12 protein-coding genes are annotated in these 21,093 nt (G+C 53.4%); 8 read left to right on the top strand and 4 right to left on the bottom strand.

Annotated elements, in window-relative coordinates:
• The first annotated feature begins 24 nt into the window (after positions 1 to 24).
• The 4 genes from sprA to H8B13_RS05085 all read left to right on the top strand — a co-directional run bounded on the left by sprA (position 25) and on the right by H8B13_RS05085 (position 9,805).
• On the top strand, positions 25 to 7,455 hold the full coding sequence (gene sprA, locus H8B13_RS05100) for a cell surface protein SprA (protein ID WP_261990247.1): 7,431 nt from the start codon (positions 25 to 27) through the stop codon (positions 7,453 to 7,455).
• A gap of 125 nt (positions 7,456 to 7,580) precedes the next feature.
• Positions 7,581 to 7,961 carry a glycine cleavage system protein GcvH gene (gene gcvH / locus H8B13_RS05095; protein ID WP_187309764.1) on the top strand — a complete coding sequence of 127 codons (381 nt, stop codon included), beginning with the start codon at positions 7,581 to 7,583 and terminating at the stop codon, positions 7,959 to 7,961.
• Positions 7,962 to 7,979: 18 nt separating this feature from the next.
• A complete protein-coding gene (locus H8B13_RS05090) occupies positions 7,980 to 8,387 on the top strand; it encodes a VanZ family protein (protein ID WP_187309763.1) in 408 nt (135 codons plus the stop codon).
• A gap of 92 nt (positions 8,388 to 8,479) precedes the next feature.
• Positions 8,480 to 9,805, top strand: coding sequence for a M28 family metallopeptidase (locus H8B13_RS05085; RefSeq protein WP_187309762.1), 1,326 nt, complete (start codon positions 8,480 to 8,482; stop codon positions 9,803 to 9,805).
• Between the two features lie 212 nt (positions 9,806 to 10,017).
• On the opposite strand, the gene H8B13_RS05080 is transcribed toward H8B13_RS05085, so the two are convergent.
• Positions 10,018 to 10,557: a hypothetical protein gene (locus tag H8B13_RS05080; RefSeq protein ID WP_187309761.1), complete on the bottom strand. Its 540-nt coding sequence runs from the start codon at positions 10,555 to 10,557 to the stop codon at positions 10,018 to 10,020.
• Between the two features lie 331 nt (positions 10,558 to 10,888).
• On the bottom strand, positions 10,889 to 11,779 hold the full coding sequence (locus H8B13_RS05075) for a YicC/YloC family endoribonuclease (RefSeq protein ID WP_187309760.1): 891 nt from the start codon (positions 11,777 to 11,779) through the stop codon (positions 10,889 to 10,891).
• A 287-nt stretch (positions 11,780 to 12,066) separates the two neighbouring features.
• Here H8B13_RS05075 and H8B13_RS05070 point away from each other — a divergent pair, with 287 nt between their 5' ends.
• From H8B13_RS05070 to H8B13_RS05055, 4 genes are all read left to right on the top strand, one after another.
• A complete protein-coding gene (locus H8B13_RS05070) occupies positions 12,067 to 14,925 on the top strand; it encodes a TonB-dependent receptor (protein WP_187309759.1) in 2,859 nt (952 codons plus the stop codon).
• Between the two features lie 50 nt (positions 14,926 to 14,975).
• On the top strand, positions 14,976 to 16,511 hold the full coding sequence (locus H8B13_RS05065; RefSeq protein ID WP_187309758.1) for a hypothetical protein: 1,536 nt from the start codon (positions 14,976 to 14,978) through the stop codon (positions 16,509 to 16,511).
• 109 nt (positions 16,512 to 16,620) lie between these two features.
• Positions 16,621 to 17,856 carry a glycosyltransferase gene (locus tag H8B13_RS05060; protein ID WP_187309757.1) on the top strand — a complete coding sequence of 412 codons (1,236 nt, stop codon included), beginning with the start codon at positions 16,621 to 16,623 and terminating at the stop codon, positions 17,854 to 17,856.
• Entirely contained in the window at positions 17,850 to 19,148 is a 1,299-nt protein-coding gene (locus H8B13_RS05055) for a lipopolysaccharide biosynthesis protein (RefSeq protein WP_187309756.1), read from the top strand. Before H8B13_RS05060 ends, H8B13_RS05055 begins: the two co-directional genes overlap by 7 nt.
• Before the next feature lie 45 nt (positions 19,149 to 19,193).
• Here H8B13_RS05055 and H8B13_RS05050 read toward each other — a convergent pair whose 3' ends face one another.
• Together H8B13_RS05050 and H8B13_RS05045 are read right to left on the bottom strand one after the other, a co-directional pair.
• Complete coding sequence (locus H8B13_RS05050; protein ID WP_187309755.1) at positions 19,194 to 20,012, bottom strand: class I SAM-dependent methyltransferase; 819 nt, start codon at positions 20,010 to 20,012, stop codon at positions 19,194 to 19,196.
• Between the two features lie 30 nt (positions 20,013 to 20,042).
• A complete protein-coding gene (locus H8B13_RS05045; protein WP_187309754.1) occupies positions 20,043 to 21,041 on the bottom strand; it encodes an AAA family ATPase in 999 nt (332 codons plus the stop codon).
• Positions 21,042 to 21,093 lie beyond the last annotated feature (52 nt).

Here is a 21,093-nt window from a genome sequence, read left to right as displayed (position 1 = left end):
CCTGCCCGTCTTTTTTAGTCTCCCTTGACCCACGGTAAGAAGTCTCTCGCCGCCTCTATAGTCGTTGTCGCTTCATTGCTGACTTGGTTATCGCAGGCTGAACCTACCGGAGCCCACCCGTTTGCCCTGCGCCAGCTTTGGAGCTGGTTGCCGGTGGCTAGCCGGTCGGCTTTGGCCATAGTACCTGATACGCCGCGCACCATTCTGCCCGACACGAGCATTTACCGCTCTAGCCGGCGGCCCAAAATTGCCCCCCAGGACCGGATCGGCTCTCCCCTTTCGCCCCAGCGCCGCCGGTCGCCGCTACTGCTGGATTTGCCTTCCAACGTGAATGTGGAGGTAACACCCGATGACAGCCTTCAGAACTATGATATCCGGGAGAGCATCGGGTCTGACATTGATTTTCGTGACCCGACCCGCGTCAGCTTTGAGGAATACTCGCGCTATCAGCAGCAGCGAGTGGTACGCGACTATTTCCGTACACGCTCGGCCGGCTTGGATGGGGAAAGTGTAACGGGCTCGCGCCGCCTTATTCCGCGCATCTACCTGGGTCCTATTGCGGACCGCATTTTTGGCGGCAGCTACGTGGATATCAAGCCCCAGGGTGCCGTGACTTTGCGGGCTGGGGCACGCTTCAACCGCAACCGTAACCCCGCGCTTACGCTACGTCAGCAGCGCGTAGGCGACTTCGAATATGATCAGAACCTGAACCTCAACGTGACGGGGCAAATCGGGGAAAAGCTGCGCCTCACGTTCAACTACGACACGAAAGCGGCCTTCGATTTCGAGAACAACATGAAGCTCGATTATACGGGCTACGAAACCGATATTATCCGCAAGGTGGAGTTGGGCAACGTGAGCTTACCGTTGAATAACTCCTTGGTGCAGGGGGGGCAAAATTTGTTCGGTATCAAGACCCAGCTACAGTTTGGTAAGTTGGGCATAACGGCCGTGGCCAGTACCCTGCGTGGCACTGCCGATGAAGTACGGGTACAAAATGGAGCCCAGAGTCGCATATTTGAATTAAAGGCCAGCCAATACGAACGCGACCGGCATTTTTTCCTGTCGCATTTTTTCCGCGAGCGCTACGATGCGGCGCTGCGCAACTTGCCTACGGTACAGTCGGGTATTGAGATCCGGCGCCTGGAGGTGTACGTGACCAACGACAACCGCACCACAGATAACCTACGCAACGTGGTGACGCTGATGGACTTGGCTGAGCCGACGCGCGTGTATCGACAGCAGTTTCAGAACCCTAGTCCGCGTGTAGTTGCCACGAACAACGCCAACAGTGAATTCAACGCGCTAGCGAATGGCGGCGCCCAAGCCCGCGGCGAGCTAACCGTGGATAACTTCCTGGCCGGCCTGAATCTGGAAAAAACAGTTGATTTTGAGCGTGTTAGGGCCCGTAAACTGGACCCACGCGAGTACACGTTTAATGCCCAACTTGGTTATTTAAGCCTAAATACCGCGCTGCTGCCGGAGCAGGTGTTGGGCGTGTCATACGAATACCTTTATAACGGTGAGGTATACAAAGTAGGTGAGTTGGTAGAGGATTACGCGAACGTTCGGCAGGATGAAGTGATTTTCCTGAAAATGCTGAAGGCCACCAACCCCGGGGTGGGTTTAGCCAATCCGGCCGCGAATCCAAGCAATCCGAACTTGGTCAGCGGCAACCTGCCTACTTGGGATTTGATGATGAAAAACGTCTATCCTCTTAATGCCAGCCAGCTCAACCGCGACAACTTTCAGCTTCAGGTAATCTATAAAGATGACCAGACGGGTGTCGATTTGATTTCACTGAAGGAAGGTGAGCGGATTGCCAACCGCCCTTTAATTGAGGTGCTGAACTTGGATAACGTAAACCCCAACAACGACCAGAATCCCGACGGCAACTTCGACTTCATTTCCGGCATTACCATCGACCCGGAACAAGGCAAGATCATCTTTCCAGTGGTAGAGCCCTTTGGCAGTTATTTACAAGCCCAGTTCACTCCTACTGAGACTGCCCTGATTGAGAAATACGTGTACAATGAATTGTATACGCAGGTGCAAAGCGATGCCCAGCAGGTGCAGGTAAAGGATAAGTTCTTTCTCAAAGGGCGCTTCCAAGCCACGGCCACCGACGAAATTGCTTTGCCCGGTATTCGGGTAGCACCGGGCTCGGTGCGAGTGCGCTCGGGTAGCACTTTGCTGGAAGAAGGTCGCGACTATCAGGTTTTCTATGATCAGGCGAAGGTCAAGATTCTCAATCCTAGCTACCTGAACTCTGCCAACGAACTGCGGGTAGAATTTGAGAAAGACGCTGTAGTGCAGATTCAGCCGCGCCGGTTGGTGGGTGCCCGCTTCGATTATCGCCTGAACCAAGATATAAACTTTGGTGCCACGGTGCTGCATCTGCGCGAAAATCAGGCACCCGGAATCAACCGCGTCAGCATCGGCGACGAACCAGGTAATAATACCATCTACGGCCTCGACGTGAACATGCGCCGCGACTCGCGTGTGCTCACCAAGTACTTGGATATGCTGCCGCTGATAGCCACGAAGGAGCCTTCTTCGGTAGCATTCAGCGGTGAGTTTGCGCGACTGGTACCGGGCCGCTCGCAGCTGGGCCGCGGCGAAAACGGCGTTTCCTACATCGACGACTTCGAAACGGCCCGCACTCCTTATTCGCTAGGTGGCCTTAATGGAAACATTGCCTGGCGTCTGGCTGCTACGCCACTGCCTTTGCAGGGGGCAAATCCGGATGGATTGTCGTCAGCATACCGACGGGCTAAGCTGGCTTGGTACACTATTGATCAGACCTATTACACGAGCGGGCAGAGCAAGCCGCAGAACATTTCCAGCAACGACCCAAGTCTGAGTAACCACTACACGCGTGGTATTGAGCGGAGCGAGATTTTCCCCAACCGCGACTTAGGTGCTACCGGCAACAGCTTCGAGTTCAGCTTTGACATGGCGTATTATCCGGGCGAGCGGGGCCAATATAACTACACGCCGGAAGTATCAACAACCGATGAGCGCAAGTTTGCTAACCAAGCGCCAACGGCCAATGCTGCGCGATATGGTGGTATCAGCCGGGAAATCACCTTCGATACGGACTTCGACAACGCCAACGTAGAGTATCTGGAGTTTTGGCTGATGGACCCTTTCATTGCTGGGCCCAACGGACAGATCAACGACTCCGAAAATGCCCCCCAGAACAACACTACAGGCGGTGATTTGTATCTGAACCTAGGGTCGGTGTCGGAAGATGTGCTCAAGGACGGACGGCACGAGTTTGAGAACGGCCTGCCTGATGGCGCCAGCATTACGAATGCCGATGCGCAGCAGGGCATCTGGGGCCGGGTAACGCGCCAGCAGTTTATTACCGATGCCTTTAGCTCGGCTCCCGGCGGGCGCGAGTTGCAGGACATTGGTCTGGATGGTTTTAACGATACGGATGAGAAAACATTCTTCCAAGGCGTGTACTCTCAGTTCGCTGACCCCTCCGCCGACAACTTTCGCCATCACCTCGATGGCTATTACAACTCGGCTGGCCGCGACGTAAAGATTCTGGGTCGCTACAAGAATTTCAACGGTATGGAGGGCAACTCGAACGGCGACGCCCAGCAGAGCTCCAGCGCCTTCCCCGACAAGGAAGACCTTAACCGCGACAATGCTATTTCAGACCAAGAGCGCTACTACGAGTATCGCATTCGGCTCCAGCCGGGCCAGTTAGCGGTAGGCCAGAACTACATCATCGACAAAATCACTACACAAAGAAACGGCAACGACGTATCATGGTATCAGTTCCGGGTGCCGGTGCGTCAGTATTCGGCGGTGCGTGGCACTCAGAACGGGCAGCCGTTTGGGTTCAAATCCATCCGCTTTGTGCGCATGTACATGACCCAGTGGCAGCAGCCCGCGGTATTGCGCTTGGTGCAGCTTCAATTTGTAGCCAACCAGTGGCGCCGTTTTCTGACCACCATTGCTGAGCCCGGCCGCCCGAATATCAACACGGATACCGATGCCGATGCTTTTGACATCTCTACGGTAAGCCTAGAAGAGAACGGCCTGGCTGCGGGCGCCGACCAGATTCCGTACGTTTTGCCCCCCGGCATCGAGCGTGACCGCGAATACGGCTCCAGCACAGTGAATCGTCAGCAGAATGAGCAGTCTTTACGCTTGTGTGTGGAAGGCCTGCGCGATGGCTATGGCAAGGCAGCGTATAAGAACATCAGCATCAATATGCTGCGCTACAAGCAACTGCGCTTGTTCTTGCACGCCGAAAGCCAGGACCAAAGCATTCAGGATGGTCAGGTACGCGGCTTTATCCGCATCGGCACCGACTATACTCAGAACTACTACGAATACTCTGTTCCCCTGAAATTAACCCGTCCCGGCCTCTCGGGTCAGCGCGATATCTGGCCTTTAGAAAATGAGGTTCAGATCTCTTTGCAGCAGTTCATCGATGCCAAAGCGGAGCGTAATGCGGCCGGCGTGGCGTTCAATGTGCCGTTTGTAAAAACTGTCATTGGTCAGAACGGGGTAGAGGCTCAAATTACGATTGTGGGTAACCCCGATTTCAGTGCAGTACAGGGGGCAATGATTGGTATTCTGAACCCCACCGACGACAATGCTCCTAAGTCTGTCTGCTTATGGGCCGATGAATTCCGCGTATTTGACTTCGACCGTGAGTCGGGCTACGCCGCTACTGCTCGCTTCAATACCAAGCTGGCCGATCTGGCTAATATCACGGCTACGGGCAGCTTCACATCGGTGGGCTTTGGTGGCTTGCAGGACCGGCCCAGCCAACGCTCTTTGGACAACATTAGCCGCGGCGATTTGAACGCGACAATCGCGGCCGAGAAGTTCTTCCCGGAAAAGCTGGCTTTGCGTGTGCCTGTACTGTTGCAGGCCGGGACCGAAAGCCGCGTACCCAAGTTTGACCCGCTCGACCCAGATACGGAGCTAACGCAGTCGCTCCAAAAGTTTGAGAATGCGGAACAGCGCTCGGACTACCGCAGAGAGGTAATCGACCAAACCAGCAGCAAAAGTATCAGCGTGCTCAATGTGCGGAAAGAGCGCACCAACACCGAGCGCAAGGTGCGCCCCTACGATGTTGAGAATCTGGCCCTGAGCTATTCGCTCACGGAGCGCCGCCACACCGACATTGTAACGGACCGCGACTTTACGCGCACCTATAATGGCGCGCTGGCCTACATCTACCAGACAACGCCCCGGAATTACACCCCACTGGCCAACATCAAAGCGCTGGACTCACCGTATCTGAAGATTTTTCAGGAACTGAATTTCACGCCGACTCCCAGCCGCTTTGCCTTCCGCGCTGATCTGGACAGACGGTATAATGAGCGTTTCCTCCAACGTACGCTCATCCCTGGTCAGGTGCCAACCACGGAGGGGATTCCGGGTGTATTCCTGAAAAGCTTCTTCTTTAACCGGATCTACGACCTGAAATGGGATTTGACCAAAAGTCTTATTCTGGATTATACCGCCACCAACCGCGGAGTAATTGATGAAGGTCCGGGCCGTGTACTGGGCGAAAGCCCCGAGGCTAAACGCAACCGGGAGCTGCTTCGCCGAAACCTGTTTGAGAGAGGAGGCCGCACCACTAACTTCAACCAGACCATTGCCCTAACCTACCGACTGCCGCTAGACAAGTTCCCGCTTACCGACTGGTTGACCGCTGATACGCGCTACGAGGCTAACTACACGTGGCAGGCGGCTTCTACTGCGTTGCGGGCGCCAGTAAACCCAGCCGACCCCAATGATGAAACAACCGTCCCGCTCAACTTGGGCAATACCATTCAAAACAACGGTGCCTTTAGCGCCAACGGCCGCATCGATTTGGTGAAGCTGTACAACAAAGTGCGCTTCCTTAATATCATTAATAATGCGCCGCCGCCAACGGCCCGCGCTGCCGCCCAAAAAGCCCCCCAGCAGGCCAATGGCGCCGTTCCGGCCCCCGCCGATTCGGCCAAAGGGCCTGAGCTGCGCTTCCTGAAGGCAGTGTTACGCTCCTTGATGACTGCTCGCTCTATCAACTTTACTTACACGCTCAGCAACGGCACCTTACTGCCAGGCTACCTGCCCCGAACCAAGTTTTTTGGCTTGAACAGTGACTTTGATGCGCCCGGTGTACCGTTCCTGCTTGGCCGTCAGTACGACCTTGATGCGCTTTATGACCGGGCGGCTAGTCGTGGCTGGTATACCCAGCGTAGCGACCTGTTAAATACGCCACTCAGCTCGCTACGAACTGATAACATCACCGTACAGACTGCGCTGGAGCCTTTCCGCGACTTCAACATTCGCTTGGATGCCCGTTGGCAGAGAGTACAGAATGAAGATGTCTTCTACCGCTTGGCTGTGGACTCAGTGTCGCTGTTGCCCCTTCAGGATACCAACGGCAACTTCACGGGTGAGCTAGCACGCCGCCAGCGCTTGGGCACGGGCTCTTTCAGCACGTCCATTGTTTCGATTCAAACCTTCTTCGGCGACCGGACGGCTAATGGCACTATTTCAAAAGCCTTTAACCGATTTGTAGAGAACCGGGGGCCGATTCAGCAGCGGCTAACGGCGGCTAATACTAACGAAGGCACATACGGCTACAATTCGCAAGACGTGCTTTTGCCTGCTTTCCTGGATGCTTATCGTGGCAAGTCATCGAGTAATACGAATGATGGGAAGTTCACTCCTTTCCTCAAAATACCGATTCCCAACTGGCGCATCGACTACAATGGGTTGGCCGAGTTGCCTTTCGTGAAGCGTTATTTCCGCTCCGTTACCCTGCGCCATGCTTATAGTTCGATCTATAGCGTAGGCAGTTACGGCACAGCCAGCCAATACCAGAATAAACTTGAGCCCGAAGATTTATCAACTGAAATCAACAGGCTGGAGCAGTTCATTCCATACTACGTCATTGGGCAAGTAACAATCGCTGAGCGACTGAGCCCTCTGATTGGCGTCGATTTCCAGACCTTGGAGAAGGTTACGGGCCGGGTGGAATACCGCACCGAGCGTGATATTGGTTTGAATACGACCAATGCGCAAATCACAGAACTGCACACGCAAGAGTTGGTAATTGGTTTTGGCTACGTCACGAATGGGCTTAAGCTGCCCTTTGGATCGGGTAATAATCAGCGCGTACTCAACAATGAGTTGACCGCCCGCCTCGACCTTTCCATTCGCGAAAACACCACCATTCAGCGTACTATTCTGGATGTGGTTGACCCTAGTTCTGGTCAGCCCCCTAGCTTGGGTCGCCCGGTTAGCTTGACTACGAATGGCAACCGGCAGGTGCAGCTTCGCCCTACTATTGATTATGTGCTCAATCAGCGTCTGAATCTGCAGTTCTTCTTTACGCGCAACATCTCAGATCCGCGGGTAGAGAATGCCTTCAAAACGTCGTCTACCGAGGGCGGTATCCAATTGCGCTACAGCCTGGGGCAATAGTCTATTGAGAATTGAAGCTTTAAATGGCCCACATGAACACAACAGATTAGCACGAAAAACCATTCTGGCCATTTGACCATTTAACTCTTACTTTTGCCGTCTCTACCTCTTCAATTTTGTCCCCTATGAATCTTCCCGAAAATCTGAAGTACACCAAAGAGCACGAGTGGGTGCGCATAGAAGGCGACGTAGCCTACATTGGCATCACCGATCACGCCCAAAAAGAACTTGGCGATATCGTGTACGTGGACATTGACACCCTCGACAAAGAGGTAGCACAAAACGAGGTGTTTGGAACAGTAGAAGCCGTAAAAACGGTTTCCGACCTATTTAGCCCTATTTCGGGTACCGTATTGGAAATAAACAGCCGCCTCGATGGCAGCCCCGAAACCGTTAACTCTGACCCTTACGGTGACGGCTGGATTATTAAAATATCTGTTGCTAACCCCGCCGAAGTAGAAGCGCTGCTGACCGCTGAAGCGTACGGTGAGCTTGTAGGCGCTTAATTTATTTTTGCATTGGCAGTGTCTACTTCAGCGCCGCCTACATCTCCGCGCCGGGCCTATGTGGCCCTACCGGGGACGTGGGCGGCATTCATTTTACTCCTGACCCTCACCCCGAGTAAGGATATGCCGGTCACGCCGAGTTGGGAGCTGCTCTCCTTCGACACGGCTGCCCACGCGTTCGTATTTGCGGTATTGGCGGTGCTCACCTTTTTCTCGCTACGACGGCAAAGTCGCTTTCCAGGGCTGCGTGCTATGGCTATGACCTTTGTCATTATCGGAAGCACGCTGTTTGGCGGTTTGATTGAGATTCTGCAATCCAGCATGAACCTTGGTCGTCACGGCGAGTGGTCGGATTTGCTCAGTGACGGCATTGGGGCACTGCTTGGGGGCTTTTTTGCGCAGATAGCTAGTCGGTGGATTAAATAGGAATTCGCTACTTATCCTTTTCCTATTCGACAATCAGCACCAAAAAGGCAAAGGACCTATTGCGTTAACCAAGCATTTTTTAAGCGCAGACTATGCTGGCTACCCGTCGACTGACCACTCATCTATTTTTTGCGGCGTTGCGGCCAGTAGGGTTGCTGGGAATTTTATGGTTGAGCCTATCAGCACCAGTATCTGCGCAGGATATGGAGCGTGTTCGCCAGAATATCCGCAACCTCACGGCGCCCGCTATGCATGGACGAGGCTATGTGCGACAAGGCGACCAGAAGGCAGCCAACTACTTGCGCCAGCGCTTCAGGCAGCTCAAGCTTCAGCCATTAGCACCTGACTTTACGCAGCCCTTTCCCCTCGACATTAATACCTTCCCCGGAGACTTACGGCTTCAGGCTGGGGGGCAAAATCTACGACCCGGGGTCGATTTTATTGCCGAGCCCACTTCAGGCGGAGGTCGCGTGTCGGGGTCCGTTCTGGTTTTAGATACGCTCATCTTTACCAATGAAACCGCCGGGCAACGTTGGCTGGAGCAGAGTCCGGGGGGCAAAATTGTAGTACTTCGCCAGCGCGATGCTGACCGCCTGCGCACTCTCCCCGACGCCTTCACCCAACATCTCAACCAGGCCGCGGCCCGCCTGACACTGGTTTCTAAGCTTACAGCCTCACTGGCCACCTTGCAGGAATCACAGCCTCACCTGCTTGTCCTGGCTGACCGTTGGCCTAAAAAAGCCCCCCAGGCCACGGTTCAAGTAGATGCTCGCCTCCAGCGCGACTACCGCAGCCAAAACGTGGTTGGCTATGTACCTGGCCACACTCAGCCCGACTCGTTTCTCATCGTTACTGCTCACTACGACCACTTAGGGCGCATGGGCAAGCAAGCCTACTTTCCGGGCGCCAATGACAATGCCAGCGGCACAGCTATGCTTTTGGAGCTAGCTGCTTACTATACGCAACCAGCCAATCGGCCCGCATACTCCGTGGTATTTATTGCGTTTGGGGCAGAGGAAGCCGGACTAGTAGGTTCCCGCTATTTTGTAGAGCATCCTTTGGTGCCACTCACGCAAATCAAGTTTCTAGTCAACCTCGACTTACTAGGCACCGGTGATGAAGGCCTGACGGTAGTGAACGGCCGTCTGCTACCCAATGCGTATCAATTGCTAACTAGCCTCAACGAAAAGCACCACTTCGTCTCTGACATCGCAGCTAGGGGACGCGCGGCCAACTCCGACCATTTTCCTTTTTCAGAGCGTGGGGTACCGGCCTTCTTTCTGTACACACGCGGTGGCATCAAGGCCTACCATGATGTACAGGACCGTGCTGAAACGCTCCCGCTTACGGCTTTTACTGGCGTTTTTGGTTTGGTAAGCGCATTCTTGAATAGCCTGGGAGCTACGCCCGCGAAATAGCTGCAAAGCTCCGTGATAAGTGAATGGGAGCCAAGGTAGCATTGAATCACACTTCCTATCTAGGTCGGATATAAGAGGCTAGCGTTCTATAGTAAGAAGGACCTATTCATGGCAACCGCTGTTAAAGCTAAAAACGCTTCAACTCGGCTGAACTCACATAGTGTGAATCCAGCCGAGTTGAAGCGTTTTTATAAGTAAGCCGAAAGGGCGTACTAGTTAGTCTTAACGGAAGCCATAATCTGCTTGGCTACGGCTTCCCACTCTGGCTTCTGACGGTCGGCGCAGGTGAAGGTGCACATAAGCAGTTTGTCTTCAACATCGGTGAAAAAAATCAGCGTGTACACCTCGTGGCCTAGCTCGGGCTTCATCAGCTCCATGTAACCAACCTTGCGGCCGTTGATTTCCTTTACGCCGTTCTCAAACCACTTAGCGTCTTTAAACTGCTTCGTATAGGTTTTATAGAACGTAGCCGCGTACATGTCGATCATATCCTGATCGGCAGCATTGTCGGTGTAGTTGAAGGCTAAGCTGGCTTCCTTGCTGTTAGTGAAGATCATGCTCGGCCGGCTCTGCGATTTTGCGTAGTTGAACTCCATCTGCTGCTCGCTCATCACCTCAAATCCTTTCGGAATCAGGATCTCAACTCGCTCGCTTAATACACGCTTCTTGATTAGCTCAACTTCAGCGGCTGGCCGGGCTGCCGTCAGAAGCAGGAAGAGGCACAGAACAGGTAATAGTAAGACTTTTCTCATAGCCTTGAACCGAAAAAATGTGAAACTCAAAATAGAGCATTTATCCGTGAAAGCAGAAGTAGCTCTGTTTGGATAACACAATTTACGAACCATTTATGAAGACGCAAGCATATCATGGAAAAATAATTATTACTGCCTCTTAATTATAACTTATTTGAGCATCAAATCTAAGAAAACAAACTATAAACAATGATTTGACAGTTAATAACTTTTTTTGCGTTAATTGAAAACAAGAATGATAATTCATTAAATTCTTTATAAAGTTATATACTAATTAATATCATAAAAGTACCATATGCTGCATTTTGGTTAATAAAAAGTGTTCAATAGATTAAAGAATGTTATTGATCTGCTCCTTAATTTTTTCAAGCTCTTCCTTCATGCTGACCACTAGATGCTGCACTATTGAGTCATTGGCCTTGGAGCCGATTGTGTTTATTTCGCGGCCCATTTCCTGTGCAATAAATGCCAACTTTTTACCGCTGAGTTCGGGCAAGTAAACTGTTTCAGTGAAGTAATGTAGGTGGCTGATGAGTCGCACTTTTTCTTCAGCAATATCCAGCTTCTCTATATAATGGAGTATCTCCTGCTCAAAGCGGATGGTGTTAAACTGCTCGTGTTTAGTTAGCTCGCCAAGATGAGCTTGTAAGCGCAGGCGCACGTTTTCGATGCGCGTAGGATCGTGTCGGTCTATGTCGGCGAGCAGGATACGGATACGATCGACGTAACTGACTATTTCGATAGTTAGCGCCTGCCCCTCATTGTGGCGAAACTGGTTTAGATGCTCCAGTGCCTCATGCACCAAGGGCAACAACTCATCCCAGGCAACTTCCTCCTCTGGCTCAGTCTGCATCTCACTAGCCGACAGTATTACGCCGGGGAAACGCAAAGCTGCCAAAAGTGTCTCCTCACCAGGGTTAATGCCTAATTCCTGAGCCACAGTTTTTAACTCTTCAAATGCCGCCATCAATGCTGGCCGACTTACATTAGAAGTGGTGCGAGCAGCAGTGGGGCGCGTAAAGTCGAAGTTCAGATTCACCTTGCCTCGCACCAGACTTTTGGTTACCAGATTTCGAATTTCTAATTCTCGGTCCTGCAGAAAGCGAGGTAAACGCAGGCTCAGATCCAGAGTTTTGGAGTTGAGTGATTTGATTTCAACAGTGGCTGAGTAACGGTCGGTTTCGCGGTGCGCGATACCGTAACCGGTCATGGATTGAAGCATAAAAAGCGAGTCAGGAAAAGAAGATGAACCTCTACAAATGTAAAGAACTCACTATTGATGCCTAACTAGCCAACAGTGTCCCAGTTGACATGAGTAATTCCTTGTCTTTCTGGGCTATACTTCAAAAATAAAAGCACTTATTAAGTTAGCACATTGCTGATATATAATAACAACGAGTAACTAAAACGGCTTTCCGAATGAAATAGGAGTGGTTGCTGGGCGGTTAACGATTACATAACACCTAGGAAATATTGAGCTAATAGCACCCCAGTACTTTTGTGCTCGATATGGGAAACATCCGCTCAAAAAAGGCTTTTCTAGCCCTATTCTTTACCGTTTTTACCCTTACTGTAGGGTTGGCCCAAAACGGTATTTTAAAAGGCACGATTAAGGACGCTACTACCCAGGAAGGGATTATTGGCGGGACAGTTCGACTGGCGGGTACCACACTGGCAGAGCAAACCAATGTAGATGGCAGCTTCATTCTCTCGAACGTTCCCGCTGGTACCTACACAGTCATTATTACTTCCGTTTCCTACAAAAACCGCGAAATACCGCAAGTAGTAGTGAAATCGGGCGAAACGGCTACTGTTAACTCGACCCTGGAAGAGGACACCAAGCAGCTGGGGGAAGTAGTTGTGCGAGGTGTGCGGCGCACCAATACGGAAGTATCTGTTATTTCTGAAATCCGGGAGGCCACGCAGGTAGTAAGCGGTATATCATCGGAGCAAATTGTAAAAACCCAAGACCGGGATGCTGCCGAAGTGGTACGGCGCATTCCGGGCGTGACCATAGTTGATAACCGCTTTATTCAGGTACGAGGCCTAAGCGAGCGTTATAATTCGGTTTGGCTGAATGATGTAACCGCGCCCAGCTCTGAGACGGACAAGAAATCATTCTCCTTCGACATTGTACCGAGTGCTCTACTCGATCGGGTGCTGGTATTTAAAGACCCTTCACCCGAACTGCCAGGTGACTTTGCAGGCGGCTTGGTGAAGGTGTATTTGCGCAAGCCGGTGCTTAATGAGCGCCTGCTTACGGTGAACTACTCCGGCGGTTACCGCAACGGCACTACCGGCAACACCTTTTATACCGATAAGGGCAGCAACACCGACTGGCTAGGCTTTGGCGCTTGGCAGCGGGAGTTGCCGGGGGGCTTCCCGGTGCTGGGTTCGGCGTATCAGCAGTACGAGCGTGACTTCTATGCGAAGCAGCTGGACAACACCTTCCCGATCTTTAAAACCCAGGCGATGCCCGATGTGCGCTTCAACGCCTCCTACCTTGATCAGATTAACATAGGTGGTTTAGAAATCGGTAGCATTTCCTCGCTTAACTATTCTAACACGTTCACGAACTACAGTATCGATCGGAATGTGTACGATGCCAGCGGAGAACGCACGGATCGTTTGCGCGATGATCAATCGACTAATAATGTCCGCTTAGGAGCAGTCCAGAATTTTAGCTTAATGCTCGATAACGGGGACAAGCTGGAATTCCGAAACCTCTTCAACCAGTTTGGCCGCAACCAGCTCACTACCCGCGACGGCTACGATAATGAGGGCACGCAGGTACGCAAAAGCTACGCGATGGGCTATCAGGGCCGCACCACTTACACGGGCCAACTGGCAGGCACGCATAGCTTCAATGATGAAAAGACTAGCCTCGAATGGGTAGGTGGCTACGGTTATTCCAGCCGCAACGAGCCCGATTTGCGTCGGGTAGCTTACTCTGTTCAGCCGGCTGAATCGACGGAAGGCAAAGCTCCACTTGAAACGGTACTTACGCCGGCCGCTGGCCAGGTTGACGTGAATAACGCGGGCCGTTTGTTTCAGAAGCTAAACGAAGATATCTACACCATCAACGTCAACGGCAAGCACAAGCTGACGGTTGGCGAGCGGGAAGTGGAGTTGGGCGCGGGCACATACCTCGAGTATCGCGACCGGAACTTTGAGGCGCGGGCTTTTGGCTACTCACTTAATAGCACCGCCACCGATCAGACCATCCGCAACCAAAACATCGGGAACATATTTGCCCCCCAGAACATCGCATCAGGCGGTTTCAGGGTTGATGAAGACATCAACTCCACCTATCAGTATGGAGCCAGCAATGAACTCGAAGCTGGCTACTTATCGGTGAATGTGCCGGTGACGCCCAAGATTAAGCTGCTGACCGGCGCGCGGTTTGAACGCAACGTGCAGAAAATTCAGACTGGTTTGAATGGGCAGCCGGTAAACCAGAACTACACCACCAACTTCTTGCTGCCTTCGGCCAATCTGAGCTATAATTTTTCGGAAACTAGCCTGGTGCGCACCTCCTACGGTCGTAGCCTGAACCGGCCGGAATTTCGAGAGTCGGCGCCGTTCTTCTACTACGATTTCGATTTTAACGTGCTCAACTACGGGTCGTTGTATCTGAGCCCCGAAAGCCCCCTGAAGGTCGCTACTATCGACAACATGGACCTGCGCTATGAGTTTTACCCTTCCGATGGGGAGCTAATTCACGTGGGGGCCTTTTATAAGAACTTCCGCAATCCGATTGAGAACATTGTCGTCGCTACATCCAACCTAGCCTACTCCTTTGCTAATGCGCCCAGTGCTTATGCCTACGGCCTGGAGCTAGACATCAAGAAGAATCTGAACTTCCTAGATGAGGCTTTCAGTACAGATGCCTTCTCTAATCTGACGGCGGTCTTCAATGCCTCGCTGATCAAAAGCGAAGTAAAACTAGGCCCCGACGTAGTTGCCTGGGACCGCAAACGGGCGTTGCAAGGTCAGTCGCCTTATGTGGTGAATACGGGTCTGTATTACCAAACGACGGATAACACTTGGCAGCTAGCCGCCCTCTACAACGTATTTGGCCCCCGCATCCTGTTTGCTGGCAGCGACCAGTACCCCGATGTTGTGGAGATGCCGCGCCACACCGTGGACCTCACGCTTACGAAGGCCATCTCCAAAAACTGGTCTCTTAACGCTGGTATTCAGGACGTGTTCAATCAGCGCGTGAACCTGCTCCAGGATTTCAACCGCGACAAGAAGTATGAGGTAGACGCCGATCCTTCCCTGAGCAGCTACCGCCGCGGCACTTACTACACCGTCGGCCTGCGCTTCAACCTCGATGGCAAAGCGCCCCGCACTCCCCTCCCCTAGTCTCCCAAACGCTTTATCTAACTCCCATCAGCCAACAATTCACCTTTTGTATGAGTAAGAAAAAGCTATTACGCATCACCCCGCTGGCCTGCTCGGCAGCGCTGATGCTGTCTCTGGTAGCCTGCGAGAAGGAAAACACGACGCCAGCCCCAAATCCGCCCCCCACGGGCGGCACTGGTGGCACTACACCTCCCGTCACCCCACCCACCGGCCAAACGGTGGATGTGCAGGGCGAAATCACTACCAACACCACCTGGACCGCGACAAATAAGTATCTACTCAAAGGATTCATATATGTGCGCAACGGTGCCACACTCACCATTGAGCCCGGCACCATCATCAAAGGCGACAAGGACACCAAAGGTGCTCTAATTATTGAGCCGGGGGCCAAAATTGAGGCGAAAGGAACAGCTGCAAAGCCAATTGTATTTACTTCTAACCAGCCTAAAGGCTCGCGCAACTATGGCGACTGGGGAGGCCTTATTATTGCCGGCAACGCGCCCGTAAATCCCGTAGACCGCCCTATTATTGAGGGTGGCCCTACTACCCGCTACGGCGGCACCAATGCTGCCGACAACTCCGGCACGCTACAGTATGTGCGTATCGAGTTCAGTGGCATTGCCTTCTCGCCCAATAATGAAGTAAATGGCATTACCCTGGCCGGCGTAGGCAGCGGCACCACCATCGACCATATTCAGGTCAGCTACAACGGCGATGACTCTTTCGAATGGTTTGGGGGCACCGTGAACGCGAAGTATCTGGTGTCGCACCGCGCTTTTGATGACGACTTCGATACCGACTTTGGTTACTCAGGCAAAGTGCAGTTTGGGGTATCCCTGCGTGATCCGCTGCAGGCTGACCAATCGGGTTCGAAAGCGTTTGAGTCCGACAACGATGGTAACTCCTCCAACAATCTGCCGCGTACTGCGCCGGTTTTCTCAAATATTACGGCCGTTGGGCCTCTCCTAAACCCTAATGGGATAGGCAATATCAGCAACCAATACACGGCTGGTGCCCATTTGCGCCGCAATACTTCGACTAGTATTCTTAACTCCGTTATCATCGGTTACCCAACTGGGGTGCTGATTGATAATGGCGTAACGGCGGCTCGTATTGCGGCTAATGAGTTGGTTTTCAAGAACAACTTAGTAGCTGGCTCGCTTACTAACTCCAACTCCGTGCGGGGCCAGCGCGACATTATTTATGTTGGCCCAGCGGGCGGTCCGAGCAATCTGACGCCCAATAATGCCATGAGCTCTGACTCAGCCGCCTGGGGTTCGGCTGTTGGTCCGCTTACGTGGTTGAAAGCTAACGGCAACCGTCGCTATACCACCGCCGACAACGTGCAGCTGTTGAACCCTTTCAATCTGACGGCACCCAGCTTCCTGCCCCGCACCGCCTCTCCAATCGTGACGGTGAGTCCGGCCACGGCACCAGCTGCCCCTGCCAACTTCACCGATACCAAGGTTTCAGACCCCTTCTTCACGAAAGTGGATTACATCGGCGCGTTCTCTGGCTCAGGCAACTCGGCTGATAACTGGCTGGCTGGCTGGACAAACTTTGACCCCCAAAACACCGACTACTAAGCTTATTCTTTATCTTTATTTGGTATATTTTTCATAAAAAAGAGGCTCCGCAAGGGGCTTCTTTTTTTATGGATTAGTAGGCCGATAAATAGTGCTTAGCTTAGTCACCATGAAGCTGCGCGTACTCATGCTGCCCAAGTGGTACCCCAACCGCTACGATGATCAAGATGGTGACTTCGTGGCGCGCCACGTAACAGCTATCGCGCCCCACGCAGACGTAGCGGTCATATTCGCAACGGTAGCCAGCGGTCCGTTAACAGCCTGGATTGAAATCGAGGAAGACTTAAAGGCAGCCGTGCCGGTGCTACGCTACTACTATCGGGCGCGGCCCAGTGGGTTGCCTATTCTAGATAAGCTGTTGAAGCTGCTGCTTTACTACTGGTGCGTGGGGAAAGGCTACAAGCAGGTGGTGCAACGCTGGGGGGCAAATCCTGACTTAGTACACGTGCATGTACTGTTGCGCACGGGATTGGCTGCACTGTGGTGGCGGTGGCGCTATGGAGTTTCCTACGTTATTACGGAGCATTGGACGCTGTATTTGCCATTTCGGGCCCATACCATTGGCTGGCTCCGGCAGCAGCTTACGCGGGTCGTGGTGCGGCGTGCCGCGGCGCTGCATACCGTATCGAAGGCGCTACAACAAGCTATGCGAAACCTGGGATTCAGACATGGTACCAGCGTAGTTATTGCCAACGTAGTCGATACAGACCTTTTTTGCCCCCCAGACGCTCCGCGCGCTCCTCAGACACTTTTGCACGTGGCCGCTTTTCACGAAGACGTTAAAAATTTGACTGGCATTCTGCGGGTGGTGACTGGCTTACGCTCAACTTGGCCCAACCTGCGCCTACGTCTGGCTGGCTACGGTCCCGATGAAGTGCGCGTACGGCGCGTGGCCCAGGAACTGGGGTTGCTCACCGATGGCACGGTTACTTTCCTAGGTAAGATTTCGTACGCCGCCGTAGCCACTGAAATGCAACGCGCCACAGCGCTGGTTTCCTTTAGCCGGGCCGAAACTTTTGGCTGTGTATTGCTGGAGGCACGGGCCTGCGCCTGCCCCGTCGTAGCCACGGACACGGGCGGCATTCCGGAGCTCTTTCAACCTGCCGGCCGCTTTGGTCTACTCGTAGCTTCTGATGACGAAGCAGCGCTGGCCGCGGCTTTGACAATGGTCTTGAGCGGCAGCGCAGCTTTTGAGCCCGACCTCCTTCGCGACGATGCCGAGCTTCGCTGTAGTCCGGCACGAGTTGGCAGCCAGTTCGCGGCTCTTTACGCAAGCATACTGCGGCCCTCTGGGGGGCAAAATTCGGTGCAAATCAGCACTCCTTCAGCGCTTGTCTCATGCTGAAGCGAGTTTTCCAAAATATGGTTACGCGACTAGCTACGGCTGGAGGCAGCTTTGGTATTGTGTGGCTCACGGCCCGCTACTTAGGGGCAGCCGGCCGCGGCGCCGTCAGCCTTTTCGTGACCGATTGCGCCCTGCTATTGCTGTTTATCGGGTTGGTGGGCGGCGTTTCGCTTATATATCTGGCGCCACGCCGCAACGTCTGGAACCTGCTTATACCAGCTTATATGTGGGCAGCCATGGTGTGTACGGTAGGCGCGGCGGGCATTTGGGTATGGCGAGTAGTGCCCTTCAGCTACGTGGGGCATTTGTGGGGCGTATGTCTGTTGCAGGCATTTTTTCTAATAAACGCGGGGTTGCTCCTAGGTCGACGGCAGGAACGCATGTATAATTCTCTCCTTCTGTTAGCGACGGGCTTACAAGGCGGCCTGCTGCTGCTGGCGTTTACACTGGGCGGCTGGCAGAAAGTTGAGGTGTATTACTATGCCGCTTACATTGCCCAAGGCATCTCTTTTCTGCTGAGCTTGGCGCTACTCTACCGCCTAGCCGACCGTTGGCAGATGAGCCGTCGGCTGCGCGCTTCGGCCCGTGAGTTGGCGCGTCACAGCCGCGCCGCGCACTTATCCAACATCTTGTCTTTCACCAACTTTCGCCTCAGTTATTACTTCGTGGCATATTATAGCGATACTCATTCCGTAGGGGTATTGTCGGTGGGCGTGGCTCTGACGGAGGCGGTTTGGGTAATTGCGCGCAGCGCCTCACAAAGCCAGTATGTAGACTTGATTTATGCTGCCGACAAACGCTCCCAACTAGCTCCTACCCTGCGCGGTGTTCGTCTCACATTGCTGAGCACGACAGCGATAGTGCTGGGGTTATGTCTACTGCCGGCTAGCGTGCTGGCCGCCGTGTTCGGGGCAGATTTTGGGGAAGCGCGGCCCGTTATCCTGCTGCTGGCTCCGGGAGTAGTAGCCATGGCGGTCAGCATTATTCTCAACTCCTACTTTGCCGGATTAGGACGCTACCGGGTCAATACAGCGGCGGCCATTGGGGGGCTTTTTGTCACGGTTCCGGGTTGCTGGCTCCTGATTCCACAGTGGGGAATTGAGGGAGCCGCGATGGTGGCTACCTTGTCCTACCTCTTCTCCACCGCGTATTTGCTGCGGACCTTTCGAAATGCCAACGATCTACCTCTAAGCAAGTTATTGCCCGGAAAAGCAGAGCTGTACTACCTCAGTCATCTATTTCGCCTTCAGAAAAGCAAAGCTGAATCGGTAAGAGAAGTAGCCGTAAAATAGGTCTTTAATCAGCTCATTAAGCACCGTTAGGCTTTCTTAACCTAGTTACTGCGACTGAATGTGTACCGAAAACGCGGGCACTGGATCCGCCAGCAGATCAGGGACAGAGGCAAGCAGCGGCTCGGGCAAGTACACGGCACAGAGCGTATTCGCTACCTGTACTATTTGCCCCCCAGCAGTTGGCGGCAACCCGGCTAGGATGCCAGCCAGCACCTCCCAGCGTGGCTGGCCCGGCTGGCGCGCCGCATCGTGCCACACTACTATTGTACGGGGGTGAATCAGGTGTTCGAATACGCGGCGCGTATCAGTGCGCACAGCTTCGTATTGATGGTCACCGTCGATAAAGATTAAATCGAAGGGCTGTCCCAATCCTGCTAAGTCAAACGTAGCGGAGTTGCCGTATAGGTGCTGCACATTAGCTAAGTCTTTCGAGAAAAACCCGTGTAGCGCGGCGTAGCGAGTGGGCAAACCCATGGCTTGTATCTCGGCCGCCGATAAATTGAGCGTGTGTACCGACTTGGCCACCTGCGCCACATTAGCGGCGCTTTCTCCCCGCCACGTCCCTATTTCAAAGTAGCGACAATCTGCAATAGAACGGGCCAGGCCACGCAGCAAAGCGAGGTCGGTGGGCAGCGAGCCACCCTCGCGAAAGGCAAACGGCTGCACAGTATCACCGCTGGGGGGCAAAAATGACGTGAGAGGTACTGCCGGTAACCCCTGCGCCGTCAGGCCGTGGCGGCCGGCGGCGTGGGCTAAGGCTTGGCGCTGCCACGCCACTTCATCGGCGGCCAATACATGGTTGAGCAACCACGGATTTCGTACGAGGCTACCCAGCGCCCGCAGGGTTTTGGTAAGGCGAGACACAGTGTGGCAGAGCAGGTTTTAGGCGTGAAACTAGCTGATCGGCACTTTTTTCAGAATGGCCTCAATCAAATCCTGCGTGCGGATACCATCGGCTTCGGCTTCGTAGTTGAGCAGAATGCGGTGGTTGAGCACGTCGGTGGCTACCTCTTTGATGTCTTCGGGCAATACGTAGTCGCGGCTATCGAAGAAGGCGACGGCTTTGGCAGCGCGGTGCAAAGCAATGCTGGCCCGAGGGCTTACCCCAAACTGCACGTACTGCGCAAACTCGGCCAAATCGTACTCGGCGGGCTTGCGGGTGGCAAAGACCAGCTCCACAATGTATTTCTCCAGGGTTTCCGAAATCTGAACCTGATTAATCAGGCCACGCACGCCAAACACGTCTTCCTTGGTAAGCACCGGGCTAACATCGCCTACGTAACTGAGGTTGGCCATACGGCGCATGACCTCCAACTCATCGGCTTTCTTCAGGTAATCGACATACACTTTCATCATAAAGCGGTCGACCTGAGCTTCGGGCAGCGGATATGTACCTTCTTGTTCCACTGGATTTTGCGTAGCCAATACGAGGAAAGGCAAGTCGAGCGGGTAAGTAGTTTCGCCGATGGTAACCTGTCTTTCCTGCATAGCTTCGAGCAGGGCACTCTGTACTTTGGCTGGCGAGCGGTTCACTTCGTCGGCCAGCACTAAGTTGGCGAAAATAGGCCCTTTCTTAACCTGAAACTCCGACTGATTCTGATTGTAAATCATGGTGCCAACCAGGTCGGAGGGCAGCAAGTCGGGCGTGAACTGCACGCGCTGAAAATGCAGGTGCAGTACCTTGGAAAGTGTACTGATGGTCAGGGTTTTGGCTAGACCCGGCACGCCTTCCAGCAAAATATGTCCCCCAGTAAACAGTCCAATCAAAAGCCGATTGACCATGTACTGCTGGCCCACCACCACTTTGCCTACTTCGGCAAATACCTGCTTGATTTTATCCTGGTAATAAGCCAGCTGATCGGCGGCGGAGGCGGGAGAATCGGGAGCGGCCATAGGGGAGGGAGAGGAGGAAAGGCTTAAAAGTAGTGATTACGCTGCTTAGCGG

The sequence above is a fragment of the Hymenobacter sp. BT188 genome (genome assembly GCF_014333585.1).
Lineage (GTDB): Bacteria > Bacteroidota > Bacteroidia > Cytophagales > Hymenobacteraceae > Hymenobacter.
Note: the sequence above shows the minus strand (reverse complement) of the source record. Positions and strands in the feature narration are given on the sequence as shown.

Coding starts and splice junctions, on each gene's coding strand:
- H8B13_RS05075 (WP_187309760.1), bottom strand. CDS start 11,779: ATGCTTCAATCCATGACCGGTTACGGTATCGCGCACCGCGAAACCGAC.
- H8B13_RS05070 (WP_187309759.1), top strand. CDS start 12,067: ATGGGAAACATCCGCTCAAAAAAGGCTTTTCTAGCCCTATTCTTTACC.
- H8B13_RS05065 (WP_187309758.1), top strand. CDS start 14,976: ATGAGTAAGAAAAAGCTATTACGCATCACCCCGCTGGCCTGCTCGGCA.
- H8B13_RS05085 (WP_187309762.1), top strand. CDS start 8,480: ATGCTGGCTACCCGTCGACTGACCACTCATCTATTTTTTGCGGCGTTG.
- H8B13_RS05080 (WP_187309761.1), bottom strand. CDS start 10,557: ATGAGAAAAGTCTTACTATTACCTGTTCTGTGCCTCTTCCTGCTTCTG.
- H8B13_RS05045 (WP_187309754.1), bottom strand. CDS start 21,041: ATGGCCGCTCCCGATTCTCCCGCCTCCGCCGCCGATCAGCTGGCTTAT.
- H8B13_RS05055 (WP_187309756.1), top strand. CDS start 17,850: ATGCTGAAGCGAGTTTTCCAAAATATGGTTACGCGACTAGCTACGGCT.
- H8B13_RS05060 (WP_187309757.1), top strand. CDS start 16,621: ATGAAGCTGCGCGTACTCATGCTGCCCAAGTGGTACCCCAACCGCTAC.
- gcvH (WP_187309764.1), top strand. CDS start 7,581: ATGAATCTTCCCGAAAATCTGAAGTACACCAAAGAGCACGAGTGGGTG.